Origin of the sequence: Sorangium sp. So ce296 (assembly GCF_051529605.1) — a bacterium.
Classification (GTDB): domain Bacteria; phylum Myxococcota_A; class Polyangia; order Polyangiales; family Polyangiaceae; genus Sorangium; species Sorangium cellulosum_D.
In genome coordinates this window covers 2,723,080-2,749,010 of record NZ_CP150325.1, presented here as the reverse complement: position 1 = coordinate 2,749,010, position 25,931 = coordinate 2,723,080, and the positions used below count along the sequence as shown (strand labels likewise).

The window sequence follows — 25,931 nt, the reverse complement described above, 5'->3', positions numbered from 1 at the left end:
GCGCGTTCGGTCCGCATTTTGACGTCTGGCGTCCTGGCACGGTGTTCCCAGCGAGCCAACCTTCAGCGCATGAGGCCTAGCCATCCGAGCCTGGTCGCCACGGCGGTCGTGCTCACCGCGCTGCTCAGCATCGGTGACGCGTCCGCCCGGCCTCCAGCGATTCAACTGTTCTGCGAAAGCTATTCTGACGCCCGGCTCTGCGCGGCCAGCCGCGTCGATTGTTCCTTGTGCCACACCCGCACCGAATCGCCTGTCGCCTGGAACGCTTATGGCGACGATGTGCGGTCGGCCTTCTCGAAGCCGTCGACGTCGGACGAGACGTTCGCGGCCGCGTTGCCCGAGGCGCTCGCCGCCGTGGAGAACCGCGACTCGGACAAGGACGGCGCGTCCAACAGCGACGAGATCACGGCGGGGACGCTCCCGGGAGACGCAGCCAGCGCGCCGGCGAGCGAGACGGCCTGCGGACCCGCGGAGGTCTCCACGACCTATGATGTGTGCCGCTATGACGGCCGGTATGCGCTGCGCAAGGTCACGCTCGAGGCGTGCGGTCGATCGCCGACGCCTGCGGAGCTCGCGGCCATGGCCGACACCCCGCTCGAGCAGCAGCCGGACGCCGTCGCGGACGCGCTGACCACCTGCATGCAAGGCGAGTTCTGGCGAGGGCGCGACGGCGTGGTGTGGAACATCGCTCACGCCAAGATCCGGCCCACCATCTTCGTCGATGAGCCAGAAGAGAACACCGACGGCCGCTACACCGGCGAAGAGGACTTCGACTACTTCCCCGATTATGCCCTCTTCGTCTATACGCAGATCGACGGCCACGATAGCCGTGATCTGCTGAAGGCCCGCTACTATGTCCAGCGTTTGATCGTCGACGGGCGATCGGTGTACAAGCCGGTCGACGAGCTCCCGGGCAGGCAGAAAATGCCGACCGAGCGCCGCGCCGGCATGCTGACCACACGTTGGTTTCTGCTGTTCAACAACATGTTCACGGCGCTGCCGCGCACCGCCGCCGCCCAGGCCTACCGAGCCTACCTCGGCCTCGATATTGCGCTGGGCGAAGGCCTGAAGCCCGTGCCCGGCGAGCCCGCCGACTACGACTACAAGGGTGTCGCCGCCCCGACCTGCGCCGGCTGCCACTCGACCCTCGATCCGCTCAGCTATCCGTTCAGCCGCTACGACGGCGTGACCGTCACCGATTTGGACGAAAAAGGCCGTTACCTCCCGACCCGACTCGAGGACTCCTATGAAGCCCTGCTCCCGGGCGTCAGCGCGATGCCAGAGGCAGGGATGCTGCTCGGGAAACCCGTGAGCTCGCTGACTGAGTGGGCCGAAGTCGCGACGAGCAGCCAGGAGTTCGCGAGCTCCCGCGTCGCTGACTACTGGCAGGTGTTCTTCCACGCCGAGCCGTCCGGCGCGGAGCTCGCCACGTTCGACGCGCTGGTCCAGGCATTCCGGACCGAGCATGCCTTCGCGATCGAACCCATGTTGCGCGACCTCGTTCGCACGGAGGCCTTCGGTGCACCGTAATCTCTCGACGCTCTTCCTCGCCGCGGCGCGGTCGCTCTCGCTCGTCTTCGCCGTCTCTGCCGCGTCGTGCGCCGGCGACGACCCCGCGCGCGAGCCGGCCCCCGCGACGCAACACGCTTCACGGCACGCCCGCGCGCACTTCAAGGGCGGGACGCGCCTGCGCAACGACCTGGCGCAGGTGCTCCAGCTCGACCCGGAGGAGGTGTGCAACGAATTCGGCACGATGTCCTGCTCGGAGAGCGTGCACACGGTGGCGCTCGGCGGCCTCGACCCATATCGGAACCAGATCTTCGAACCGTCCCCCACGACCGGGCTGAGCACGACGCTCATCGTCGAGCGCATGGCCCTTCAAGCCTGCCGTCGACGCGCTGAGCGGGATGTGGCCGGCGGCGAGGCGAATCCTCTGATTTGGCGCGACGTGGCGACCGCTCAGGGCCGCGCGGCGAGCCTCGACGCGCTCTACGCCTCCGCGCTCGGGCGGCCGCCGGCGGCGCGTGAGCGCGACGGCTTCGAGTCGCTTTATGCGCGGGCCCTGGCGGAGGGGCCCGACGTCGCCGAGGCGGAGACGGGCTGGGCGACGCTGTCCTGCCTCGCCGTCGTGACGAGCACCGAGTTTCTTTTCTACTGAGGAACGCCATGAAATCAGCTCAATCCAAGATCAAGCGGCGACAGCTTCTCCAGTGGGGGGTGGCGGCAGGCGGGGCGGTCGGCGTCTCCAGCCTCGTCTCATCCCGCGGTCGCGCGGCGGGCATACCGCCGCGCTATCTGCTCGTCATCGGCGCTCATGGCGGCGCCTCCATCGTCGACAGCATGCTCGCCGTGCGCCACAGCGAGTCGGCGCGCTGGGAGACGATCAACGCGTTCCCGGACGACGAGGTGAAGGGCTTCGACGGCTCGCCGCTGCGCGCGGTCGACATCGAGCGCCCGACGGCGGGTCCGTTCCCCTTCCCGCTGCGGGCGAAGCAGTCGTCGTTCGTACAGGCCCACCGCGAGCAGATGCTCGTGGCCACGCTGACGGGATCGAGCGTCAATCATTTCGTCGGTCAGCGCCGCTCGATCACGGGCAACGAGGCGTGGCGCGGGCGCACCCTGCAGGAGTGCGTGGCGAAGGAGTACGGCGATGAATTCTCCATCCCGAACATCAACATGACCTCTGGAGGCTTCGCGGATCGGGGCCACGATGAGACGCTGCCGTCGCGCTGCTTCTCGGAGCTGATCGCCCAGCCCTCGACCTGGTCCCTCGGGCTCGACGCGCGCAAGGGCATCAAGGCGGCTCCGTCGCCGGCGCTGCTCGACGAGGCCCGGCGGCTGCGCGACGAGCAGATCGAGCCAGAGAGCCCGTTCCTCCAGGCGTTTGGCCAGGCCGAGCCGCTCCGGCTGTGGGCCGAGCAGCGCGCAAAAGCGCGGACGAACATCGAAGCTCGCGGTCTGCTCGAGAAGCTGTGCCTCTTGCAGGATTCGAAGGACTACCCGCTCTCGGACCACAACGTCGAATCATCCCCTGAAGCAGCGAAGCTGCGAGAGGCCTTCCCGCTGCTCGACGCCGATCCTCTGGAGGCGCAGGCGGCCTTGGCCTATCTGTTGTTCAAGAACCAGGTCTGCGTGACGGCGACCATCTGGCCGACCACCCGCGTCCTCATCGATAAGAGCTCCAACACCCTCGTCAACGCGCCGGTCGCCTTCGATTACGCTCACAATTACCATCGTTCGATGCAGGCCGTGATGTGGAGCCGGATCCTGAAGGTGACCGACGCGCTCATCGGGCTGCTCAGGCAGACGCCGGCCGACGACAGCGGCGCATCCCTGTGGGACCGCACGCTGATCTACGTCGCCACCGAGTTCGGGCGCACGAGGGCCCGGGTCGGAGGTCAGGATGATTTCGGTAGCTCGCACGATCTGAACAACGGCGTTCTGCTGGTGTCGCCGATGCTCAAGGGGAATCGCGTCCTCGGCGGCGTCGATCCGGAGACGGGCCTGACCTATGGGTTCGATCCGACGACGGGCGCGCCGGACAAGGGGCGGCAGACCAGCGAGGCGGAGATCTTCAGCGGGATCCTCGACGTGATGCGCGTCGACACCTCTGGCAGCGGGCTGCCTGCGGTGACCGCGTTGCGAGGTTGAGCTCGCGTCATGCAGCGGCGCGTGACGCCGAACGCTCCAGGCCCGGTGGTGGAGGCGTGCAACAAATCCTCCATCATGGCGCCCACCTGCGGCTAGGGTGTCGGGATGTCGTCTCAGCGTACGCTGCTGCCGCGCTCGACCCCGGCCGCCGCGAGAGTGTCGTCCCGTTCGATCGCCGCGATGCTGGACCGCCTCGAGGACCGTTCCGTCGAGTGCCACTCCATCATGGTCGTGCGCTGTGGGCACGTCGTCGCCGAAGGGTGGTGGGCGCCGTACTCGGCCGAGCGCCCGCACCTTCTCTACTCGCTGACCAAGTCGTTCACGTCGATCGCCGTGGGGCTCGCGATCGCCGACGGGCTGCTCGCCCTGGGCGACCGGGTGGTGGACGTCCTGCCCGACCACGTCCCCTCCGATGTCTCCGAGCAGGGGCGCCGCATCACCGTTCACCACCTGCTGTCCATGACGGCCGGGCACGACACGGACAGCCTCGCCGAGGCCTGGGGGCTGGAACCCCACGACCTCGTGAAGGGCTTCTTGCGCGTGCCGTTCGACGCGCCCGAGGGAACGCGGCACACCTACGACAACGCCACAACCTTCATCCTGGCCCGGATGGTGGAGCGGGTCACCGGCGTCGGGCTCCCGGAGCTGCTCGACGAGCGCCTCTTCAAGCCGATGGGAATCGAGGACGCCGAGTGGGACCGCGTCGCGAGCGGCGCCGCCTTCGGGTTCCACGGTCTGCACCTGCGGACCGAAGCCGTCGCCGCCTTCGGCGAGCTGCTCCTGCGCGGCGGTCTCTGGAACGGGCAGCAGCTCGTCCCGCGCGCGTGGGTGGAGCTCGCGACCAGCCGGCACATCGACGGCCTGCACCAGGCGGAGGGAGACGACGGCCCCGACTTCCTCTGCGGCTACGGCTATCAGTTCTGGATGTCGCGCCACGGCTATCACGGTAAGGGCGCCTTCGGCCAGCACTGCGTGGTCGTCCCGTCGCACGACCTCGTGGTCGCCGTGACCGGCGCCCAACAGGCCGTCCAGCACGCGCAGGACGTGCTCGACGCCGTATGGGAGTGCCTGCTCCCCGGCGTCGGACATCCGGACGGCTCGCGCGACGACGAGCTCCTCGCCGACCGGCTGGGAGGGCTGTCCCTTGCGCAGGTGAGGGGTTCAACCGGCCCGCAGCGCTCCGTCACGGCGAGGCTCGACGCCTCCGCCGGGGGCTCGGCCCTGTCCGACGGAATCACGGTGGTCGTCGATCCGACCGACGCCGGGTGGCTCCTGCGACTCGGGTCGCTCCTCGAGCTCGAGGTGGGCCACGGTGCCTGGCGGGAGAGCTCGCCGCTCGGCCGGCCCGTCGTCGCGTCTGGCGCCTGGCAGGGCAGGACGTTCGTCGCCGAGCTCCACGTCATCACCAGCCCGCACCGGGTCCGGGTGACGGTCGACGCCGACGCGGGGATCGCGACGGCCACCTGGGTCACGCTGCCCCTGACCACCGCCGACCTGGAGCTGCACCTGCGCTCGCCGCTGATGACACGGCCCGACGTCGCCTAGGACAAAGCCGGCTATGGCCGCAGAAGGGGATCGCATCCGGCGGCTCCGCGCCGCGTCGGGGCGCGGAGCCGCCGCCAGCGTCACGGCACGCGGAAGCCGTGGCGCAGGACGGGGAAGAAGCCGAGGTAGAGGTCCGAGCTCGGCGATACCGCCCCGATGGCCGGCCACTCGATGTCGATCCGCATGCCGCCGAGCTCGGCGACCTGACCGCGCAGGAGGTGGCGATAGAAGTGCACGAAATTCACCTCGCCGTTGGAGTTGTCGTAATAGCCGTGCTGATGGCCGCCGTGCAGGCCGTCGATGCCGTTGTAGAAGCGCAGCGCGTTCTCGTTGTAATCCTCGTAGTTGTGCATCACCTCGTGAAGGAACTCGGCGTTCAGGAGGTCCGGCTTCCCTGAGGTGTAGCTGGTCGAGAACCCGACGTTCGTGCCGTCGAACGCCCACACGATGTTGCACACGTCATCGACCGAGGAGCCGTCGGCCCGGTGCTGCGAGAAGAAATACACGATCATGTCGTACTGGCTGGCCAGGTGCGCGGTCCCGGCCTCCGCCAGGAAGCGCGTTGTGTCCCACCCGTCGTGTGTCCTCTCGTAGATCGGCACGTCCTCGATGGTGGGCAGGACCTCGAACTCCCAGGTCGCGAGCCCGTAGGACAGCGGCCGGAACCATTGCTCGTTGGTCGCCTCGGCCTGCGCCACGAGGTCATCGACGTCCTCCTCGAAGAGCACGCCCGTGTTCGACGCGTCCGGCCTGCCCAGCGAGGAGACGTAGTTGACGCTGTTCCGGATGGGCAGGATCGCGATGCGCGTCACCTCCTGGATCCCGAGCGGCGCGCTCGCCGTGGCGTTGACGTTCACGGGCGCGGAGCCGACGGTCACGTTCTGCTCGTAGAACGAGCCGGTGTAGTCGGCCGGCGGCAGCTCGCTGCCGATCCCGACGCCGATCGTGTAATCGCCCGGTGGGAGCGAGAGGGTGGTGGGCGTGGTCCGACCGGTGAAGACGTCGTTCACATACACGTTGCCGGGCGTCGCGCCTTGAGCCGTCACGGTGACGGGCTGGAACGCGGGCCGGTTCGGGGTGTTCACGGAGAACGTCCGATCCCACACGATCCCCCGCCACACGTCCGACCCGTTGCACAGCGTCGCCGGGCACGACTCGCTCACGACGAGCGCGTCGTCCACCCAGAGCTCGACCCCGGCGCTCGCCGGGCCTCCGGTGTTGAGCAGCTGAACGCGGAGATCGTTGGCGCCGCTCCCGAACCAGTCGCTCACGTCGATGCGCTGGCCAAGGTCCGACTCGCCGAAGTGGAACATCCTCCGCTGGATGCCGCCGACCGAGACGGCGATCCGATCGTCGGCGTCCGAGAGGCGCAGCTCCACCTTCGAGGGAACGCCAGACGTGCCGCCCACGAAGCGCAGGTTGTCGATCAGGTAGTCGACGGTCGTGTGCGGGACGTTCAAGGCGATCTTGAACGTCAGATCGCTGTAGGTCTGTTGCAGTGCGGTGACGATGCTCGCCGGTACGCTGAACGAGAGCGGCGCGTACGTGCCCGCGGCGAGCCCGGCGAGGCTCACCTGGCCCAGGTAGACGCTATGGACGCCGCGGGACGGAATATCGACATAGAGCTGCGCGGTGCCGAAGGCGGGCGAGACCGGCGGCTTCAGGTCGAAGGCGAGGGTCGATGTCACGCCCGACACGGTCGAGAGCGGCGCGGACCGGAGCTCCGCGAAGTTGAAGCTCCGCAGCGCGAGCGCGGAGGCGCCCTGCGAGGTGTCGGCGCTCGCGCTCTTCGTGGCGCCGGTCACCGTCCAGTCGGCGGGGCTCTCGAACCCGAGCACCGACGCCGGGGTCGTGAGGGCCTGCCCCACCTGATCGAAAAGCTGCTCGTCCGCGTCGGGCGCCTGCGCGCAGGCGCCGAGCACGAGGGCGCAAGAGGTCGTTATCATGAAGCTCATACGTCGCATGAAATGATCTCCTTCGTGGGATTGCGGACCGCCGCTCGCCTCCGCCGTCTCTGGAGACGGCGAGCCGGACAGCCCCTCGCTGAGCCGCGGGGCAAGCCGCGTGGCAGCGATCGGTCCTCCAACGCGCCACGGAGACCGGAGCGACCGCGGGCGGCCGCATGGCGTCTGCCTCGGCCTGCGATGGCCCGTGGCGCGTCGTTCGATGGTGCTACGCGTTGCGTCCGGGTCGGTTTCGCCAAATTCTCACGCGGCTGCGCGATCTTGGCCACGTGGGCCACGTGGATCGGGTCCGGGTCGGCCGGGGTGCACCGCGAGCCGTCGAAGCCGTGCGTCACGCTACCCGGACGCGCCGCGCCTCTGCGCCGCCCTCCGCCGCCACTCCGGCAAGCGGACGACCAGGAGCGCGATCCCCGGGAGCAGCACGATCCCCGCGAAGAGCAGCAGCACCGACGTGAGCCGCGCGGCTGCGCCGACGAAGAACAGCGCGAGCGCCGCCGGGCACCAGGGCCAGGGCTGGCCGCGTCGGCGTGGCCCCCTAACTCGCCACGGCGCCCCCCGACGGCCGCCGTCTCGCCCCGCGGAGGGGAGCCCGAGCTCGCCAGCATCGAATCGTACCGACCCCAAAGCGGAGGGCCGTGCATCTTTCTGACGAGGCAGCCACAAGTAGAACCGGTCCGTCGAGACGCTACACCCTTCGGACGAAGCACGGACAGGAACGAAGCTGCTCATGGAAACGAGGTTGATCATGGAATCCAACGCAAACGGCGAACTCTACGTCGCCATCATCCTCTACGAGTCATGGTCGTCCGATCCATCCTTCAAACCCATGTTTGAAGAGTGTTTTGTGCTCATACGCGCCGACAGCGATGAGCAGGCCCTCGCACGCGCTGAGCAGCTCAGCAAAGACAAAGAAACGTGCTACGACAACGTCGCAGGGCAGGATGTTCGCTGGAAGCTGAAGCGAATCGTGGACGTGAGCCGTGTTCTGTCGGATACGATGGACGACGGCGCGGAGCTATACGCACGGCACTTCACGAACTACGATGCGTATTATGCGTTTGAGCCGTTGCTCGGCGGTACTCTTGACTGACCAATAGTTGGCGTCTGGGGGGAGGAAGGAAGATGCGCGCGGTCGTCATTGTCGGCATCGTGATCTCAAGCTTGTTTGGGATACTGACGCCGGTTGCGCCCTTCGCTGGTCCGGCGCTCGCGCTGGCTCAAAGCTGCAACGCGCGGAGAAATCCTCAAGACACGGCTATGTCGTTCATTGGTCGATGTTGCAAAGGATCGATCCTTCGTGTGTTTCCCTCGCATTTGTTGAGCACGAGGCTTGAGGATATCCGAAAAGGGAAGACATATGACTACAAGAAGGCTTGGAAGCTGCTGAACGACAACCGTTTCAAGAAATAGCTTGAACCGACCGCGGAGACTGTTCGCGAGCCAGCTGGTTGGCGAACAGTCACCGTGCTGTAACCCGCAGCGCGTTGGCCCAATAGCCCTGCCGCCTGCCTGCACAGCCTCGCAGACCCGCCTGAGCGGCGCCGCCGCCCCTGATTGCGCCACATTCGGTGCGCTGCCCTACCATCGTGCGGCTCCTGCGCCGCCCCGCCACGCTCCTGGGCACCCCTTTCTGCGTCCTGTCGATTGTGCTTCGCGCCGCAGCCTTCATCCTGTTGCACGCGGGCAGGGCCTGATGCCGGCGCAAACGGGCGCGGCGCTCTGCTGCAACTACCCGGACGCGCCGCGCCTCTGCGCCGCCCTCCGCCGCCACTCCGGCACGCGGACGACCAGGAGCGCGATCCCCGGGAGCAGCACGATCCCCGCGAAGAGCAGCAGCGCCGACGTGAGCCGCGCGGCGGACGCCCCCACGGCCGCGTAGGTGGCCGAGATGCCCAGGTTGGCCAGGGCCGTCACCGTGAAGAACGCGCGGAGCGGCATGCGGCCCGCGCCCGCGAAGACGACCGACGCCTCCGAGAGCACCGGCACGCCGCGGAACAGGAGCAGGAACCAGGGGCCGTGCCGCTCGGCGGCGCGCGTGAGCCGCGCGAGCTCCGACGCCCCCACCATCCGCTGCAAGGCCGGCGCCCCCGCCCGCGCGCCGAGCAGGTAACCGAGCCCCGCGCCCGCCATCATGCCCGCCCACGACACGGCCGTTCCGCGCCAGAACCCGAGCAGGCCGCCCGCGGCCGTGCTCACGAAGCTGGACGGCACCGGCAAGACCACATCGCTCGCCAAGAGCCCCCCGAGCACCAGCCCCGCTGCGACGCCGGAGGGCGGCGACGCGAGGAGCGCTCGCGCCGCCGCCTCGATGCGGTCCGCGAAGAGGAAGAAGGGCACGAGGATGGCCAGGAGGAGCACGCAGGAGAAGCCGGCCCACCCCAGCCAGGAGCGCCGCGAGCGCGCCGGAGCGCCGGGGAGGTGGGGGCTCCCCGGAGGCGGGGTCGATGCAGGGGAGGGGGGCATGCGGGCTCGAGTCCGGGGAGGGGTCGGCGCGCCGCGAGGGCGGGCCGGCCGGCGGCCGAGTATATGCCTCCGGACCCGAGCGGCATAAGCTCCATGGACGCCCGCGGGCCGGGGCTCCCCGGCGCCGGGCGATCGCGCTTCGTTCGCGCGATCTCGCTAGAGCAGGAGAAACTTAGCATGAACGTCCCTGACGACCTGCGCGCCGCCGTCGGCGCCCATGACCTCTACCACCCCAGCCACACGGCCGATCCGTACCCGTTCTATGCGGAGGCCCGACGCGGCGCCCCCGTCTTCTTCAATGCGTCGGCGAACAGCTGGTTCGTCACGCGCCCCGAGGACGTCCTGACGGCGCTGCGCGACACGGAGCGCTTCTCCTCGGAGAACGTGATGAAGCCCAGGACCCCGCTGGCGCCGGAAGTGGTCGCCCTGCTCGGGGACCCGAACGCCCGGCTGCCGACGATGCTCACGACCGATCCGCCCGACCATACGCGGCTGCGGGCCCTCGTCAGCAAGGGATTCACGCCTCAGCGGGTCGCCGCGATGGAGCCGCAGCTCCGCGCCATCGCCGATGAGCTGATCGGCGGCTTCGCCGCCGAGGGTCGGGCGGATCTGATCCAGCGGTTCGCGTTCCCGTTCACCGCGTTCGTGATCGGCGACATGCTCGCCATGCCGCGCGCCGACATCGCCCGGCTCAAGCGCTGGTCCGACGACTGGATCCGGCTGGTCTGGAACGCGGAGCCGCTGGAGCGGATGGTCGAGGCGGCGAAGGGGCTGCTCGCGTTCCAGCGTTACTTCGCCGAGGTGATCGCGGAGCGCCGGCGGAGCCTGGGCGACGACCTGCTCTCGGCGGTGATCCGGGCGCAGCTCGACGACGGCGCGCAGCTCAGCGAGGAGGAGCTGATCGCCCTGCCCATGCAGCTGATCATGGCCGGGCACGAGACGACGCTCCACCTCATCGGCAACGCGCTGGTGCTGTTGCTGGAGCGCCCAGCGCACCTCGCCGCCGTGCGCGAGGATCCGGCGCGGATCGGCGATGTCATCGAGGAGACGCTGCGGCTCGACGGGCCGCTCCTCTGGATCGGGCGGCACACGACGGTGGAGGTCGAGCTCGGCGGGGTGAAGCTGCCGGCGGGCGCGATCGTCCAGCTCGCGGTCTGCTCGGCCAACCACGACGAGGGTCTCTTCAGCGGGCCGACGGCCTTCAACCCCTGCCGGGCGAACGCCGATCGACACTTCAGCTTCGGCCGGGGCGCCCACTTCTGCCTGGGCGCGCCGCTCGCGCGGCTCGAGGGCCGCGTCGCGCTCGAGCAGCTGCTCGCGCGGCTGCCGAACCTGCGCCTCGATCCGGATCAGCCGCCGGTGCGGGCCGCGGCGATCGGGTTCCGGGGCTTCGATCACCTGGCCGCGCGCTGGGACGCAACGCCCTGAGAGAGCCGTTTTCCGTCTCGACGGCGGTGACGCGGTCCACCTCGAGCTCTGGTATGCACCGATCGCCGGATCCACCCCCGGCGACCCTCCGTATGCAGCTCGCCAGCTCGCACGCCCTCGCGCACGATCCGCGCGCCGCGGCCGGCCATCCGTCGCGCGGCGCCCGGCTCGGCCGTCTCCTCGCGCTCGCCGTCGCGCTCGCCTGCGCCTGCGGCGAGCGCGGCGCTCCCGGCGCCCCGGCCGGCGGTGACGGAGAAGGCGGGAGCGCGGGGGGAGGAGGGCAGGGCGGGAGCGCGGGGAGAGGAGGGCAGGGCGGCGGGTCCTGCTACGACTACGAAGCGTTCGAGCCGGGGGCGCCCGTGGATTTCAGGGCGGAGGTGCTGCCGCTGCTGCAGCGCTCGTGCGCGACCGGGGCCGCGTGCCACGCGCGCAAGAACGGCTCGTCCCTGCAGCCCTACCTGGGTCCGACCGCGGACACGCCGCCCGACCAGGTCGGCGACGCGGAGCTCGCCGCCCTCCGGGAACAGAACGTGAACGCCGACGCCGGCGGCGCGGTCGGGATGAAGCGCGTGGCGCCGGGAGATCCGGAGCACAGCTTCCTCATGCACAAGATCGACGGCACGCTAGCGTGCGAGATCCTCACGTGCCGCGAGACCTGCGGCCTCGCCATGCCGCCGACGCTCAAGCCGCTCTCCGCCGGCGAGAGAGACACCATCCGCCGCTGGATCGCGCACGGAGCCGCGATCGAGTGAGGGGATGCCGTCATCCATCGAATCGTTCTCGACCGAAGGAGATCCGTCACGATGTCGCACCGGAATCGATCGCACCGTTTCACGTACCTGGCGCTCGCCACGGCGAGCGCGCTGATGGCCCTGGGCTGCGGCGACGAGGGGGTGCAGCCGGTCGATGGGAAGGAGGAGCCCGGGGCGCCGGAGGTGAAGACGGCGCGCAACTACCCCGATCTCGTCGAGGCGGTCAGCTCGTTCGGCGCCGTCCTCGTCGACAAGACGCTGTATACCTACGGGGGAAAGCTCGGCGACGGCGACTTCGCGGCCGAGAACCAGTCGAGCGCGTTCCGGCGCCTCTCGCTCTTGCCCGGCGGCGCGTGGGAAGACCTCGGGACCTTCGAGCACCTGGAGAGCACGGCGCTCACGGTGGTCGACGGCCGCGTGATCCGGGTCGGCGGGCTCCGCGCCGACAACGCCGCCGGCGAGCCGGAAGCGCTCACCTCGGTGGCGACCGTGGAGCGCTACGATCCGGAGGCCGGGGCGTGGGAGGCGCTGCCGGACATGCCCGAGGGGCGCTCGGGGCACGGGGCCGTCGTCGTGGGCGATCGCCTCTATGTCGTGGCGGGCTGGGAGCTCAAGGGGCCGGGAGAGTTCCTGACCGGAGGGTTCATGCTCGACCTGGCCACGCCGGGCGCAACGTGGGTCCCCATGCCGGAGCCGCCGTTCAAGCTCCGCTCGCTGGGCGTCGCGAGGCGCGGCGACGTGATCTACGCCATGGGCGGCGTCGGCGAGGACCAGTCGTTCTCGGGCGCGGTCTATTCGTTCGACACGAAGACCGAGACGTGGGCGGAAGGCCCCGAGCTCCCCTCGGAGATCCCGATCAAGGGATTCGGCGCGACCGCGTGCAACGATGAAGACGACCTCTACGTCAACTACGCCGACGGCCTCTTCCGGCTCAACGACGCCGGCGACGGCTGGGAGCCCGCGGGAGAGCTCGCGTTCACCCGCTACTTCAGCCCCCTGATCTGCCCGGGCGACGGCGAGGTGATCGTCGTCGGCGGGCGCTCCGCGGCGGACAACGAGCTCACGGCGTCCGTCGAGTCCGTCGACGTGGCGCAGTGACTCAGCCGCTCGGCCGGTCGACGCTCCGGAGGAGCCGGTACCAGGCGAGCATCCGGGGGAGGCCCTGCTCGAGTGAGATCGTCGGCGCGTACCCGAGCTCCCTCGACGCCTTGGTGATGTCCGGGCAGCGGCGGTTCGGGTCGCCCACCGGATACCCCTCCGGATAGCCCGCGAGCGCGATGTCGAGCGGCTCGCCGGCGGCCTGCTCGACCTTCTTCGCCAGATCGCGCATGGTGATCTCCTCGGCGTCGGAGCCGATGTTGTAGACCTCGCCGGGGCGGCCGAGCAGCAGCACCCGCAGGAAGCCGTTCACCGCGTCGGTCGCGTAGCAGAACGTGCGCGTCTGCGCCCCGCCGCGGTGGATCTCGATGGGCCGCCGGTCGAGCGCGGCGTTCAGGAAGCTCGGCAGCACGCGGGAGTCGTCGCGCCGCATCCCCGGGCCGTAGACGTTGAAGGGGCGAACGACCGTGACCGGGACGCCGAACTGGCGGTGATAGACCATCGCGAGGGTCTCGCCGAGGCGCTTCGACTCGTCGTAGCAGGCGCGGAGCCCCGTGGGCGAGACGCGCCCGGGGTAGTCCTCCGGCGTGGGGATGAACGCGGGATCCGGATCTCCGTAGATCTCGCTCGAGCTGAAATACAGCACCGCCTCGGGGCGCGTGCGGCGCGCGAGATCGAGGACGTTGCGGATGCCGTCGACCGCCACGGTGATGGTCTCGAGCGGGTACCGGGCGTAGTACACCGGAGACGCGATGCCGGCGCCGTGAAGGATGAAGTCGGGCCTGATGTCGCGCAGGTACGGCTTCGTCACGTCGTGCGTCTCGAAGACGAGGTTCGGGTCGCCGAGGTCGAAGAAGCCGCTCTCCTTCGTCCCGGTGATGAGGTTGTCGAGCGCGACGATCTGCGCGGGCCGGCGGAACCGGCTGCGGTTGAGCTCCTGGAGGACGCCGACGATGTAGCCCCCGATGAACCCGGCCGCGCCGGTGATGAGCACCGTCTTCCCCTCGAACCGGAGCGCGATGTCGCCGAGCATGCCCGAGAGGCTCCGCAGCTCGTCCTCGATGAGCCGATCCATGTCGCTCGCTCCCTTACCCGATGACGGTCGGAGTTGGAACCGGGACGATGAACTTGCCCCCGTCGACGATGGACTCGAGCGTCTCCGGGACGATGCCGAGGTGGTTGGGGAGCGTATTGCCCTTGGCCGGGGCGCCGTACGCGGCGACGCGCTTGCCCGCCCGGCGGTGAGCGCCCTCGCAGAGGCAACAGCCGTGCTTTTCCCTCGACATGAGCCCTTCAGGGTACCACGGTCGATAGTTAGGTAGCCATACTAACCAGCGTTGCGGTGCACCGGCGCGCACGGCGTCCGGCGGCGTCTTGACGGCGCCGGAGGCATCCGGCGCCGCTCCGGACGGCCGCGGCGGCGCCGCTCCTCGAGGCCGCATTGTAGTCGGGACGTGCAGATTGCCACGGCACAGTGCGCCGGTCCGCGAGGAAAGCGGCGAGCCGGTCGCGGCGCGGCGTCGCGGGCGCCTGTCGGGCGCGGCCGGCGCCGCGTGTCAGGAATTAACGTTAGAATATAAACGCCACGCCCGAAGCGTGATAAGGAGGCGCCGTGTCCGACCAGCTCAGCTCGGATCTCGCATCGCTCCGGATCCGGCGGGACGTCGATCCCGATCGGCGGAGTCCGCTCCGCACCGCGCTCGTCGCCGTGCTCGCGCTCGCGGCGGTCGCCGGCGCCGCCGTGTTCGTCGCGCCGAGGGCGCAGAGCGCGATCTTCAAGACCGAGGTCGCCACCACCGAGGTCGCGCTGGTCTCGCCCGCGCAGGCCTCGATCTCGGTGACGTCGACCGGGTATGTGGTCCCGCAGGTCGTCTCCCGGGTCGGGGTCCGGATCCCGGGCCGCATCGCCCGGGTGTTCGTGAAGGAAGGCGACGTGGTGAAGGCGGGCGATCCGCTCGTGGAGCTCGAGGACGCCGACCAGAAGAGCCTCGTCGCCGCGGCCCAGGCCAAGGTCGCCGCGGCGCGGGCGCGCGCCGCCGCCTCCCGGGCGAGCATCGCCGAGGTGGAGCAGCAGGTCGCTCGGGAGCGGGCGCTGGTCGAGCGCCAGGTGACCGGCCGCGCCTCGATGGAGGACCTGACCGCGCGCATGAACGCCCTCGCGCAGTCGGCCGCGGCGGCCGACGCCGAGGTCAAAGCCGCGGCGGCCGACGTCGAGAGCCTCCGGGTCACGCTGGCCGAGCGGAAGATCGTCGCGCCGATCAGCGGCACGATCATGACGAAGCCGCCGGAGGTCGGGGAGGTCGTCGGCCTCGAGCTGCCGCGCCTCGTCGAGATCGCCGACTTCACGTCGCTCGTCGTCGAGACCGACGTCCCGGAGACGCGCCTTTACCTCATCGAGCCCGGCAAGCCTTGCGAGGTCGTCCTCGACGCGTATCCGTCGAAGCGCCACCGGTGCACGACGCTGGAGATCGGCAAGCGGGTGAACCGCGCCAAGGCGACCATCCCGGTCAAGGTGAAGTTCGTCGGGGAGGCGAAGGAGGCGCTGCCGGAGATGAGCGCGCGGGTGAGCTTCCTCGCGGAGGCGCTGTCCGAAGAGGCGATGAAGGAGCCGCCGAAGCGGGTCGTGCCGGAGGCCGCGGTGGTCGAGCGGGCCGGCGCCAAGGTGGTGTTCGTGGTCGACCAGGGCCAGACGAAGATGGTGCCGATCCGGGTGGGAGGGCCGGCGCCGGGGGGGCTGGAGCTGCTCGACGGCCCGGCCCCGGGGGCGCGCCTCGTGGTCAAGCCGCCCGCCGACCTCGCGGACGGCCAGAAGATCAAGGAGAAGGGAAAGGGGAGCGAATGACCGAGGGGTATCGCGACGGGAAGCCGAAGCCCATTGTCGAGCTGCAAGGGGTCGGCAAGACCTATTTCCGCGACAAGGAGCCGATCGTGGTGCTCGACGACATCACGCTCGATATCCCGGAGGGGTCGTACGAGGCGCTGATGGGCCCCTCGGGCTCGGGCAAGTCGACGCTCCTGAACCTCATCGCCGGGCTCGATCGCCCGACGCGCGGCACGGCGCGCGTGGCGGGGCAGGAGCTCACGCGGATGAGCGACGGCGAGCTGGCGCGCTTCCGGTCGAGGACGATGGGGTTCATCTTCCAGGCCTACAACCTGATGCCGGTCCTCACCGCGGCCGAGAACGTCGAGCTGCCGCTCCTGCTCACGGATCTGTCGGCGTCCGAGCGGCGGAAGCGCGCGCAGACGGCGCTGCGCGTGGTCGGGCTGGAGGAGCGGATGGGCCATTATCCGCGGCAGCTCTCCGGCGGCCAGGAGCAGCGGGTGGCGATCGCGCGGGCGATCGTGAACGACCCGACGATCATCGTGGCGGACGAGCCGACCGGCGATCTCGATCGGAAGAGCGCCGACGAGATCCTGACGCTGCTGGAGAAGCTCAACAAGGAGTTCAAGAAGACCATCCTGATGGTCACGCACGATCCGCAAGCGGCCGAGCGCGCCACGGTGACGCGCCGGCTCGACAAGGGGAACCTGTCATGAACCTCGTCTCCGTCGCCGCCAGGAACGTCCTCCGGAACAAGTTCAGGACGCTGCTGACCGTGATCGGCGCGGCGGTGGCGGTGCTCGCGTTCGTGCTCCTCCGGACGGTGCTGACGGCGTGGAACGTCGCCGCCGACTACGCCGCGAAGGACCGGATCGCGACGCGGCACAAGATCTCGTTCATCCTCCCGTTGCCGAAGCGTTACATGGCCACGCTCCGCGAGGTCCCCGGCGTGACGGACGGGACGTTCATGAGCTGGTTCGGCGGCAAGGACCCGCGCGACGCGACCAATTTCTTCGGCTCGATGGCGGTCGAGTCGGCGACGTTCTTCAAGGTCTACGACGAGATGGTGGTCTCGCCGGCGGACATGGAGCGGTGGCAGGCCGATCGCAAGGGCGCCATCGTGGGCGACGTCCTCGCGACGCGGCTCGGCGTGAAGGTGGGCGACACGGTGACGCTGGAGGGGTCGATCTACCCCGGGCCGTGGCAGTTCAACGTCTCGGGGATCTACACGGCGTCGCGCAAGTCGATCGACCGCTCGCAGTTCATCTTCCATTACGATTACCTGAACGAGTCGATCCCCGAGCGGGATCGCGACCAGATCGGCTGGATGGCCGCGCGGATCGACGATCCGTCGCGGAGCGCGGAGATCAGCGCGGCGATCGACAAGATCTTCGATGAGAAGGACATCCAGACGGCGACGATGAGCGAGCGGGCGATGAACATGTCGTTCATGGCGATGATGTCGGCCGTGCTGACGGCGCTGAACGTGGTGTCCGTCATCATCCTCCTCATCATGATGATGATCCTCGGCAACACGATCGCGATGGGCGTCCGGGAGCGGTCGCGGGAGTACGGCGTGCTGCGCGCGCTCGGGTTCGAGCCGAAGCACGTGCGGATCTTCATCATCGGGGAGGCGGCGACCACCGGGCTGCTGGCGGGGCTCGTGGGGCTCGCGATCGCCTATCCGATCATCGAGCTCGGGATGGGGCGGTGGCTGGAGGAGAACATGGGCGGCATGTTCCCTTATTTCCGGATCGATCCTTTGACGATGGTGATGGCGGTGCTGCTCTCGATGGGGCTGTCGCTGGTCGCGTCGCTCCTGCCGGCGCACCAAGCCTCGAAGCTCTCGGTCACCGACGCGCTCCGGCGCGTGGCGTGAGCGAGCGACGTCGGAGCCTGTCCAGGACACCTGAAAGCGGGAGAGAGCGCTGATGATCCCCGTCGCTTACAACGTTCGGAATCTGGTGGTGCGCAAGACGACGACCGTCGCGACGGCGGCGGGGCTCGGCCTCGTGGTGTTCGTGTTCGCCTCGGTGCTCATGCTCGCGAACAGCGTGGAGCGCACGCTCGGGCGCACGGCGCGGAGCGACGTCGCGATCGTGATCCGGAAGGGATCGGACGTCGAGATGGCGAGCAGCGTCGAGGAGCAGCAGATCGGCTTGATCCTGGCGAGCGCCGAGGTGGCGAAGCGGCAGGACGGCAAGCCGGACGGCGCGGCGGAGGTCGTGGCGGTGATCCTCCTCGACAAGCTCGGCACGGACGGCGTCTCGAACGTCCAGGTGCGCGGCGTGCCGGACGACGTGCTCGCGTTTCGCTCGCAGGTGAAGATCGTCGAGGGCCGGCCGGCGCAGCCGGGCACGGACGAGGTGATCGTGGGGCAGGCGATCTACCGCCGCTTCAAGGGCCTGTCGATCGGCGAGTCCTTCGATCTCCGCAAGAACCGGCCGGTGAAGGTGGTCGGGGTGTTCTCGGACGGCGGCTCCTCGTCGGAGTCCGAGGTCTGGGCCGATCTGCACACGGCGCGCGCGGCGTTCGGCCGGGAGGGGAGCGTGTCGTCGGTGCGCGCGCGGCTCGCCTCGGAGAGCAAGTTCGACGCGTTCGAGGCGTCGATCGAGCAGAACCGGAACCTCGGGCTCGAGGTGATGCGCGAGAGCGAGTATTACGAGAAGCAGTCCGAGGGGACGAGCATGTTCATCAAGGGGATGGGCGTGCTCATCGCGGTGTTCTTCTCGATCGGCGCGATGATCGGCGCGATGATCACGATGCACGCGTCGATCGCCAACCGGCAGCGCGAGATAGGCACGCTGCGGGCGCTCGGCTTCTCCCGGCTGAGCATCCTCACGTCGTTCCTGATCGAGTCGGTCCTCCTCGCGCTGGTCGGCGGGGCGCTCGGCGTGCTCGCCGCGCTCGGGATGAGGTTCGTGCGGTTCTCGACGATCAATTTCGCGAGCTTCTCGGAGATCGTGTTCACGTTCGAGCCGACGCCGGGGATCCTGATCGCGTCGGTGCTGCTCGCCGTGATCATGGGCGTGCTCGGCGGCTTCTTCCCGGCGCTGCGCGCGGCGCGGGTCAGCCCGATCCAGGCGATGCGGGGGTAGCTCGGGCGCGACGCGGGCGGCGGGAGGGCTCGGGGGTGGCCGGGATTCCAGGCCGCGAGACGAGCCTGGCGTACATGCAGGAGCACCCTTTCCTGGCGACCTGAGCGAAGGGCGCGCGGCGGCGTTGCGAGGCGGGGAGGGGGAGAGCGGGAGAGGGCCGAAGGGGCGGCGAGGGCGAGGTGTGTCGGCCGGGAACGGTGTCTTGGCCGAGGGGGCTCGTGCGCGGGTGGCCGGCGGCGTGCTCTACGTTGGCCGGGGGGAACGGCATGCCCACGGTCACCAAGGCGATTTACGTGAACTTCGCGGCAGGGAGGAGCGCGGACCGGATGAATCGGCTCTCCTCCCTGGTTCAGCGGACGGAGCTGAACTCCCTGGTCATCGATGTCCGGTCGGATGGAGGAGCGCTTCTCCTGGATCGCGACGAGGCCACCAGGGTCAGGCTGGGAGCTCTTCGCGACGCCGGGATCTACCTCATCGCCCGGCTGGTCGCGTTCAAGGGAGGTCCGCGGGGCTGGTACGATCCAGGCTCGGAGGAGCGATGGCGAGAGATCGCGGAGATCTCGCTCCGTGCGTTCGAGGTCGGTTTCGACGAGGTGAATTACGATTACGTGCGCTATGGCGCGGCGCGCGAGCCGCGGTCGCGGACGCCGGTCGAGGAGAGGGCGCCGACGATCCGCGCTTTCTTCGAGTTCCTTCGCGCGGAGGTCGGCGACGCGGCGTCGCGGCCGATTTCGGCGGATCTGTTCGGGATCACGCTCCTCGGGCCGCAGGACGGCGTGGGCCAGCGGCTGGAGGATGCGGTGGAGCTCTTCGATTACGTGATGCCGATGCCGTACCCGTCGCACTGGGGGCCCGGCAGCTTCGGGCTCGCGAACCCTGCCCATCACCCGTACGAGACCGTCCACGCGTCGCTGTCGGCCGGCTGGCAGAGGGTGGCCGATCTGCCGGGGCGGATCGCGCTGCTGCGCAGCTGGGTGCAGGCGTTCGACCTGGACAGCTCGCGCCCGATGCGGCGGTACAAATATACGCCGTGGCATGTTCGGGAGCAGATCCGGGCGATCGAGGACGCCGGCTGCGCCGGCTACGCGGCGTGGAATGCCCGCAGCGCGTACGAGGAGAGCGCGTTCCTGCCAGGGGGGTAGCCCGACCGGGTTGAGCGGCAGCCCGACCCGGGTTGAGCCGACCAGCGACCCGACCCGGGTTGAGGTGCCCGGGGTTGAGGTGTCCGGACCTGGGTTGAGGCGGTCGGGTTGAGCTGGCCCCACCTGGCCCCACCCGACCCGGGTTGAGGCAGCGACCCGGAGGCAGCGACCCGCAGGGCAGGTCTCGCTGCGCCAGCCCGCGGGTCGGGTTGCACCGCTTGTGCCCGTTGCCGCCGCAGCCTATCGTGGACGCTGGCGATGCTGCTGGGACAGGACGCACTGAGGAATCTCTGTCGGGCACGCGACCTGCTTTCCGAGGTGCACGACACGAAGCTGTCGATCGAGGACGTGGCCCGCGAGGCGGCGATCTCTCCTTATCACTTCATCCGGCAGTTCGAGGCCGTGTTCGGCGTGACCCCGCACCAGTATCGCATCCGGCAGCGCCTCGACCTGGCCAAGCAGCTCCTGGCCGCCGGGCGGCACTCCGTGACCGACGTGTGCATGGAGGTAGGATTCTCCAGCCTCGGCAGCTTCAGCGCTCTGTTCGCGCAGCGCATCGGCATGCCGCCTTCGGCGTACCAGCGGCGGCTGCGCGCGATGGTCCAGGTGCCGGGGAAGCTCCCGTGGGAGCTCGTCCCGGGGTGCCTCAGCCTGATGGGCCGCCTGCCGCCGGAGGCGTTTCGCAGTTTTCGAGAAGCCTGAGCCGGGCGACCCTGGCAAAGTCGGCCCAGAACCGCCAGCTCAGCGAGGCAAACGATGAAGATCAAGCTCAACAGCATCATGGTCGAGGACCAGGACCGAGCGCTGAAGTTCTACACCGAGGTGCTCGGGTTCAAGAAGAAGAACGACCTCCCCGTCGGGGAGTATCGATGGATCACCGTGGTCTCGCCGGAGGGCCCCGACGACGTCGAGCTCGTGCTGGAGCCGAACGCCAACCCGGCGGCGAAGACGTTCCAACAGGCGATGTTCGCGCAGGGCATCCCGCTCACCGCGTTCGAGGTGACCGACCTGCGAGCCGAGTTCGCGCGCCTCAAGGAGCGCCAGGTCGCGTTCACGCAGGAGCCCACCCCGATGGGCCCAGTCATGATCGCGGTGTTCTCGGACACTTGCGGGAACCTGATCCAGCTCTATCAGCCGCTCTAGCCAGCGAGCGCCGCTCTGCGGGCGCTCCAGCAGCAGAGCTCGGGGTCCGCCGCTGCTGCCCTGGAGCGCGGTTCACGAGGCTCCGTACCCCTGCGCGGGGTTGCGCAGCGCGCCACAGATCCCTCCGAGCGCCTCTCCCACGCGCGGCGTCCAGCCGAGGCGGCGCAGCTTGGCCGGATCGAGGGCGGCGTCCATGGCCAGGAAGCCTGCCATGAGCCCGTGCGCGGCCCGGGCCTCGGCGAGGCTCCACGAGCGCACGGGCACCCTGGCGACATCGCCGATCGCCGAGAAGAGGGTCGCCATCGGCTCGGGCGACGCGTCGGCGGCGTGGAACACGCCCGCCGCGTCCGACTCCAGCAGCATGGCGTAGGCCACCGCCAGATCCCGCACATGAACGGTGGACCAGCGGTTCGTGCCGTCATCGATATAGCGCGCCACCCCCGCTGCGCGCGCGGCGCTCACCAGGCCCGCCACCGGGCCTGCGCCATCGCCGTAGACCATCGGAGGCCGCACGACCAGACCGCGGAGCCCCGCCGCGCCGAGCACGCGCGACTCGGCCGCCACCAGCCACTCGAGCGGCCCACCGGGGTTGACCGTATCGTCCTCCGACACGGGCACCCGCGAGGATCGGGCCATCGGCGCCCCGGTGGTCGTGACGAAGGCGCCGCCGTTCATGGCCGCGAGCATCGCGGTGACCGCCGCCGCGTCCGTGGCGGCGCGATCCTCCCCCGCCGTGGCCGCGGTGTGCACCACGCCGTCGCCGGCCGCCGCCTCGCGCGCGAGCACGTCCAGCTGGTAGAGATCGCCCCGCACCGGATCCGCTCCGCAGGCCCGAACCGTCGCCTCCGACGCGTCGCTGCGCGCGAGCCCGCGAACGCGATGTCCGCGCGTGACCAGGGCGCGGGCGACCGCCGAACCGATGAATCCGCTCGCGCCCGTGATGAAGATGTCCATGTCTGGCTCCTTGTGGGTTGGTGGTCGAAGCCTGGCGGACGCCCCGCGGGTCATCCATGTGGTAGAGTCCAGGTTCCTTTTGCGATCGTCCAATGCCGGATGTCCTCACCGCGCTGCTCCGCCACGTGCGCATCGAGGCCAGCCACTTCGGCCGTGTCGAGCTCGGAGCCCCCTGGGGGGCCCGCGTCGGCCGGCGAGAGCTCGTCTTGCTCCACCACCTGCTCGAAGGCGAGATGTGGCTGGAGCTCGACGGGCGAGAGATTCACGTGGGTCGGGGCGACCTGCTGCTCTTGCCGCACGGCGTTCCCCACTGCCTCCGGCACCGACCCGGGGCACCGGTCGACGACGAGGGGCGCTGGCTCGCGCCTCCTGCGCCGGGTGCGCAGACGGTGCGGCGCCGGCTTGGCGGCGACGGCGCGAGGACGGTGGTGCTCTGCGCCGCCATGAGCCTCGTCGGCGCCGGGAGGTCGCTGCTGCTGCGCGCGCTGCCCTCGGTGGTGCTCCTTCACGGCGGCTCCGGAGAGCCCGTCCCCGGTCTCGGCCGGCTCCTGGACGGCATCCGCGACGAGGTGCACGTCCGGCGACCTGGCGCACCGGTGATGGCCGCGCGCTTCGCGGAGCTGCTCCTGCTGCAGGCGATTCGCGCGGAGCTCGAGCGCCCCGCGCCTGCTGGCTCCTTTCGAGCCGCGCTCGCGGACGAGCGCGTCGCCCGCGCTCTAGACGCGCTCTACCTGGCGCCGGAGCGCACGTGGACCGTGGCGTCGCTCGCGCGGCAGGCGGGCATGAGCCGCTCGGGTTTCGCTCATGCATTTCGCGAGCAGGTGGGGGAGAGCCCGCTCCGGCACCTGATGCGCTGGCGTATGGCATTGGCGAAGGAGAAGCTGCGGGAGCATCCCGAGCGTGCCCTCGCCGAGGTGGCGTCGTCCGTGGGCTACCGGGACCAGGCCGCCTTCAGCGTCGCATTCCGTCGAGAGGTCGGAATTTCCCCGGGAGCCTATCGAGACGACCCGACCCAGGTTGGACCCGTCCCGGGTTGAGGTAGCCCGCGAGACGACCCGACCCAGGTTGGACCCGGCCGGGTTGAAGACGACTTGACCCAGGTTGGACCCGTCCCGGGTTGAGGTAGCCAGCCAGACAGAGCAACGGAGCAGAGGGCAGCACGACCCAGGTTGAGGTAGCAACAGAGCAACAGAGGTATCAACAAGGTCAAGGTCGAGGTAGCAACAAAGCAAAGCAAGATAACAGCGGCAGAGATAGCTGCAGCCAGGATCAATCAGGATGGCGGACACGGAGGGCGCCATGGCGCCGCCACCCACGGAGCTGATGTAACTCCTTGAAATCACCCGCGGGAACTGTTGGTATGGTGTTTGCCAGTGCACGCTCAGCCATGAGCCAGCCCCGCGAGATCATTCCCGGCGCCACGTACATGATCACCCGTCGCGTCCTGCGTCGACATCTGCTCTTCCGCCCCGACGCCGCGATCACTCAGCTCCTGATTTACGCCCTGGCGGTTTCCGCGCGGCGCTATGGCCTCCGGGTCCACGCGCTCTGCGCGATGTCAACGCATCTGCACTTGATCGTGACCGACGTGGCGGGCGTTTTGCCGCGCTTCCTACAGTTCTTCCATCGCATCGTCGCGCTCGGCACGAAGGTGCTCCGCACATGGGAAGGACCGGTGTGGGACCATGAGGCCCCGAGCGTGGTACGGCTGCTGACGCGCGCGGCCGTAGTGGAGAAGATCGCGTATGTACTCGCAAATCCCGTGGCTGCAGGCCTCGTCCGACATGCGCGTGAGTGGCCGGGCGCCAAGGTGGATATGGACGCGCTCGGTCACGGCGTGCTGCGCGCCGCGCGCCCCTCTGCGTATCTTGACCCGGAAAACCCTCAGTGGCCTGAGGAAATTACGCTCTCGCTCTCGCTGCCGCCGGTCATTGAACAGGACGGCGCGGAGGCCTTCCGTCAAGAGGTCGCCGCCGAGCTCGAGCGCCAGGAAGCGCAGGCTCATGCGGAGCTGCTGCGGCAGGGGCGTCGTTTCCTGGGCGCCGAGCGAGTACGTGAGGTCTCCCCCTACGCGCGTGCTGCGAGCTTTGAGGCGCTGCGCGGATGCAATCCTACGTTCGCGGTCGGCAGCGAGCAGGGGGATGCTTGGCGCATCGCTGGTGCTGCGGTGCGGGCGTTTCGCGCTTCGTACCGCGCGGCGCTCGAACGCTGGCGCGCCGGGGTGCGCAGCGTCGTATTCCCGGCGGGGACGTGGTGGATGCGCGTGTTTCACGGCGTCATGGTGCAGGACCTCGTGCTCTCGGCATAGACGCGGCGCAATTGCGCGCGCAGGGAGCGGCCACAACCTGGATTGGGCCGCCCAGCATGGTCGTGTGGCGGGCGACGCGAGTGGCCTCCGTGTCGCGGCGCGACTGCCAACCCGGTTCGGGCGATCGGCCACAGGTCGCCGCAACCTGCGTTAGACCACCGCCGTGACCGTCAACCCGGGTCGAGGTTCGCGGGTCAACCCGGGTCGGGGCACGTTGCACGTTGCACGTCTCAACCCGGGTCGCGCTGCGTCGCGGGTGGAGTCGCGTCGGGGGCACATGATTGCCGACCTGGGTCGATTCGGTGGCCAACCCGGGTCGGGTCGATCCCGGGCTGGTCGCGCCGGGCTGGTCAACCCGGGTCGCGGGGTCAACCCGGGTCGGGTCGCGCGACGGACGCGGGTCAACCCGGGTCGGGTCGCGCGTCACGGGTCGGGTCGCGGGTCGCGGGTCGCGACGGACGCGGGTCAACCCGGGTCGGGTCGCGCCTCTGGTATGCTGGCGATCATGTCCAGCTCGAGGGTCAGGCAAGCGCACGGGAACGAGACCCGCGAGCTCATCGTCGCCACCGCGGAGCGGCTCTTCGCCGAGCAGGGGGTAGCGGCGGTCTCGAACCGTCAGGTGAGCGAGGCCGCGGGGCAGGCGAACAACTTTGCGGTCGGCTATCACTTCGGCACCAAGGCCGACCTCGTGCTCGCCATCGTCCGCCGCCATGCCTCGGCCATCGAGCGACGGCGCGCGGAGATGCTGGCCTCGATCAAGGGCTCGTCCGACCTGCGCGACTGGATCGGGTGCCTGGTGCGGCCGCTCACCGAGCACCTCGCCTCGCTGGGCAGCCCGAGCTGGTATGCGCGCTTCATCGCCCAGGCGACGACCGACCCTGCCTTCCGCCGCATCGTGATCGACGAGACGGTCGCCTCGACGTCGATGCAGGAGACCATCGAAGGCCTGATCCGGCTCATGCCGGTCCTCCCGGAGGAGGTGCGCGCCGAGCGCGGCGACATGAGCCGGCAGCTCATCGTGCACATGTGCGCCGAGCGTGAGCGGGCGCTGCAAGCGGGCACCGCCACGACGCGAGCAACGTGGGACGCCGCCGCGGTCGGGCTGGTGGACGCGCTCGTCGGGCTGTGGCGGGCCCCGTTCACCCCCACGACGTGATCCACGGCGCTGGCACGACAGACCAGGAATCCGAGGGGTCGACGCACGCGTATCGTGCGCCTCGCGGAGCACCGCAGAGCAGGCCAGCGCCGCCTGCTCGCGCCAAAGGTGCTCACCGGCCGGACGACGGCAACGTGTCCGTCCTCGACGGCGCCCCCGGAGGAGCTCCACGCCGCCATCCCGGCGCCGCGATAAGGCTCGAAGCGCGCGAGAACACCCCTCCGAGCATCAGCGGCCGTCGCATTCACGCCGGCAGCCGCGCGGCGATGCCCGCGCCCTCGTGAGCGCCGCGACGGCAGGGACCGCGGCGCCATTGTTCGGATTTTTGATTCAATGCTGTGTAGAAAATGCAGATTCCCTCCGCTTTCCTGCGCGCGTACGCTGATTCACGCGGGCCGCGCGAGCGGC

The 25,931-nt window shown here is 69.6% G+C and carries 24 protein-coding genes; 19 read left to right on the top strand and 5 right to left on the bottom strand.

The window, feature by feature from the left end:
* Positions 1 to 69 precede the first annotated feature (69 nt).
* The 4 genes from WME98_RS10430 (at position 70) to WME98_RS10415 (ending at position 5,196) form a co-directional block, all read left to right on the top strand.
* Complete coding sequence (locus WME98_RS10430) at positions 70 to 1,530, top strand: hypothetical protein (protein WP_437951202.1); 1,461 nt, start codon at positions 70 to 72, stop codon at positions 1,528 to 1,530.
* Positions 1,520 to 2,158 (top strand): hypothetical protein, encoded by a 639-nt coding sequence (locus tag WME98_RS10425; RefSeq protein ID WP_437951200.1) that lies wholly within the window; start codon positions 1,520 to 1,522, stop codon positions 2,156 to 2,158. Before WME98_RS10430 ends, WME98_RS10425 begins: the two co-directional genes overlap by 11 nt.
* Positions 2,159 to 2,166: 8 nt before the next feature.
* A complete protein-coding gene (locus tag WME98_RS10420) occupies positions 2,167 to 3,651 on the top strand; it encodes a hypothetical protein (RefSeq protein WP_437951198.1) in 1,485 nt (494 codons plus the stop codon).
* A 105-nt stretch (positions 3,652 to 3,756) separates the two neighbouring features.
* A complete protein-coding gene (locus tag WME98_RS10415) occupies positions 3,757 to 5,196 on the top strand; it encodes a serine hydrolase domain-containing protein (protein WP_437951196.1) in 1,440 nt (479 codons plus the stop codon).
* A gap of 80 nt (positions 5,197 to 5,276) precedes the next feature.
* On the opposite strand, the gene WME98_RS10410 is transcribed toward WME98_RS10415, so the two are convergent.
* Positions 5,277 to 7,160 carry a hypothetical protein gene (locus WME98_RS10410; protein WP_437951195.1) on the bottom strand — a complete coding sequence of 628 codons (1,884 nt, stop codon included), beginning with the start codon at positions 7,158 to 7,160 and terminating at the stop codon, positions 5,277 to 5,279.
* Between the two features lie 745 nt (positions 7,161 to 7,905).
* Here WME98_RS10410 and WME98_RS10405 point away from each other — a divergent pair.
* Together WME98_RS10405 and WME98_RS10400 are read left to right on the top strand one after the other, a co-directional pair.
* Positions 7,906 to 8,250, top strand: a complete 345-nt coding sequence (locus WME98_RS10405) for a DUF4288 domain-containing protein (RefSeq protein WP_437951193.1) — start codon at positions 7,906 to 7,908, stop codon at positions 8,248 to 8,250.
* Between the two features lie 32 nt (positions 8,251 to 8,282).
* Complete coding sequence (locus WME98_RS10400) at positions 8,283 to 8,570, top strand: hypothetical protein (protein WP_437951191.1); 288 nt, start codon at positions 8,283 to 8,285, stop codon at positions 8,568 to 8,570.
* A 318-nt stretch (positions 8,571 to 8,888) separates the two neighbouring features.
* Here the strand turns inward: WME98_RS10400 and WME98_RS10395 are convergent, their stop codons facing one another.
* Positions 8,889 to 9,623 carry a TVP38/TMEM64 family protein gene (locus tag WME98_RS10395; protein WP_437951189.1) on the bottom strand — a complete coding sequence of 245 codons (735 nt, stop codon included), beginning with the start codon at positions 9,621 to 9,623 and terminating at the stop codon, positions 8,889 to 8,891.
* A gap of 177 nt (positions 9,624 to 9,800) precedes the next feature.
* Here WME98_RS10395 and WME98_RS10390 point away from each other — a divergent pair, with 177 nt between their 5' ends.
* From WME98_RS10390 to WME98_RS10380, 3 genes are all read left to right on the top strand, one after another.
* Positions 9,801 to 11,051 carry a cytochrome P450 gene (locus WME98_RS10390; protein WP_437951187.1) on the top strand — a complete coding sequence of 417 codons (1,251 nt, stop codon included), beginning with the start codon at positions 9,801 to 9,803 and terminating at the stop codon, positions 11,049 to 11,051.
* A 92-nt stretch (positions 11,052 to 11,143) separates the two neighbouring features.
* Entirely contained in the window at positions 11,144 to 11,803 is a 660-nt protein-coding gene (locus tag WME98_RS10385) for a hypothetical protein (RefSeq protein WP_437951185.1), read from the top strand.
* A 51-nt stretch (positions 11,804 to 11,854) separates the two neighbouring features.
* On the top strand, positions 11,855 to 12,901 hold the full coding sequence (locus WME98_RS10380) for a Kelch repeat-containing protein (protein ID WP_437951183.1): 1,047 nt from the start codon (positions 11,855 to 11,857) through the stop codon (positions 12,899 to 12,901).
* Position 12,902: 1 nt separating this feature from the next.
* Here the strand turns inward: WME98_RS10380 and WME98_RS10375 are convergent, their stop codons facing one another.
* Positions 12,903 to 13,976, bottom strand: coding sequence for an NAD-dependent epimerase/dehydratase family protein (locus WME98_RS10375; protein ID WP_437951181.1), 1,074 nt, complete (start codon positions 13,974 to 13,976; stop codon positions 12,903 to 12,905).
* 13 nt (positions 13,977 to 13,989) lie between these two features.
* Entirely contained in the window at positions 13,990 to 14,187 is a 198-nt protein-coding gene (locus tag WME98_RS10370; protein WP_437951179.1) for a hypothetical protein, read from the bottom strand.
* 326 nt (positions 14,188 to 14,513) lie between these two features.
* On the opposite strand from WME98_RS10370, the gene WME98_RS10365 reads away from it, so the two are divergent.
* The 7 genes from WME98_RS10365 to WME98_RS10335 all read left to right on the top strand — a co-directional run bounded on the left by WME98_RS10365 (position 14,514) and on the right by WME98_RS10335 (position 21,105).
* Positions 14,514 to 15,743: an efflux RND transporter periplasmic adaptor subunit gene (locus tag WME98_RS10365; protein ID WP_061628478.1), complete on the top strand. Its 1,230-nt coding sequence runs from the start codon at positions 14,514 to 14,516 to the stop codon at positions 15,741 to 15,743.
* Positions 15,740 to 16,438: an ABC transporter ATP-binding protein gene (locus WME98_RS10360; RefSeq protein WP_061628477.1), complete on the top strand. Its 699-nt coding sequence runs from the start codon at positions 15,740 to 15,742 to the stop codon at positions 16,436 to 16,438. The genes WME98_RS10365 and WME98_RS10360 overlap by 4 nt, the downstream gene beginning before the upstream one ends.
* The gene (locus WME98_RS10355; RefSeq protein WP_437951177.1) at positions 16,435 to 17,601 is read left to right on the top strand and encodes an ABC transporter permease; all 1,167 of its coding nucleotides are present in this window, start codon (positions 16,435 to 16,437) and stop codon (positions 17,599 to 17,601) included. The genes WME98_RS10360 and WME98_RS10355 overlap by 4 nt, the downstream gene beginning before the upstream one ends.
* Positions 17,602 to 17,653: 52 nt before the next feature.
* On the top strand, positions 17,654 to 18,820 hold the full coding sequence (locus WME98_RS10350; protein ID WP_020739752.1) for an ABC transporter permease: 1,167 nt from the start codon (positions 17,654 to 17,656) through the stop codon (positions 18,818 to 18,820).
* 266 nt (positions 18,821 to 19,086) lie between these two features.
* Positions 19,087 to 19,962, top strand: coding sequence for a putative glycoside hydrolase (locus tag WME98_RS10345; protein WP_061628475.1), 876 nt, complete (start codon positions 19,087 to 19,089; stop codon positions 19,960 to 19,962).
* 318 nt (positions 19,963 to 20,280) lie between these two features.
* Positions 20,281 to 20,664, top strand: coding sequence for a helix-turn-helix transcriptional regulator (locus WME98_RS10340; protein WP_437951174.1), 384 nt, complete (start codon positions 20,281 to 20,283; stop codon positions 20,662 to 20,664).
* Positions 20,665 to 20,718: 54 nt separating this feature from the next.
* Complete coding sequence (locus tag WME98_RS10335; RefSeq protein ID WP_020739749.1) at positions 20,719 to 21,105, top strand: VOC family protein; 387 nt, start codon at positions 20,719 to 20,721, stop codon at positions 21,103 to 21,105.
* A gap of 72 nt (positions 21,106 to 21,177) precedes the next feature.
* Here WME98_RS10335 and WME98_RS10330 read toward each other — a convergent pair whose 3' ends face one another.
* Complete coding sequence (locus tag WME98_RS10330) at positions 21,178 to 22,059, bottom strand: NAD-dependent epimerase/dehydratase family protein (RefSeq protein ID WP_437951172.1); 882 nt, start codon at positions 22,057 to 22,059, stop codon at positions 21,178 to 21,180.
* A 92-nt stretch (positions 22,060 to 22,151) separates the two neighbouring features.
* Between WME98_RS10330 and WME98_RS10325 the strand changes: the two genes are divergently transcribed.
* The 3 genes from WME98_RS10325 (at position 22,152) to WME98_RS10315 (ending at position 25,523) form a co-directional block, all read left to right on the top strand.
* Positions 22,152 to 23,096, top strand: a complete 945-nt coding sequence (locus tag WME98_RS10325; RefSeq protein ID WP_437951170.1) for an AraC family transcriptional regulator — start codon at positions 22,152 to 22,154, stop codon at positions 23,094 to 23,096.
* Positions 23,097 to 23,446: 350 nt separating this feature from the next.
* A complete protein-coding gene (locus tag WME98_RS10320) occupies positions 23,447 to 24,367 on the top strand; it encodes a transposase (protein WP_437951168.1) in 921 nt (306 codons plus the stop codon).
* Between the two features lie 505 nt (positions 24,368 to 24,872).
* Positions 24,873 to 25,523 carry a TetR/AcrR family transcriptional regulator gene (locus WME98_RS10315; RefSeq protein WP_437951166.1) on the top strand — a complete coding sequence of 217 codons (651 nt, stop codon included), beginning with the start codon at positions 24,873 to 24,875 and terminating at the stop codon, positions 25,521 to 25,523.
* Positions 25,524 to 25,931: the final 408 nt, after the last annotated feature.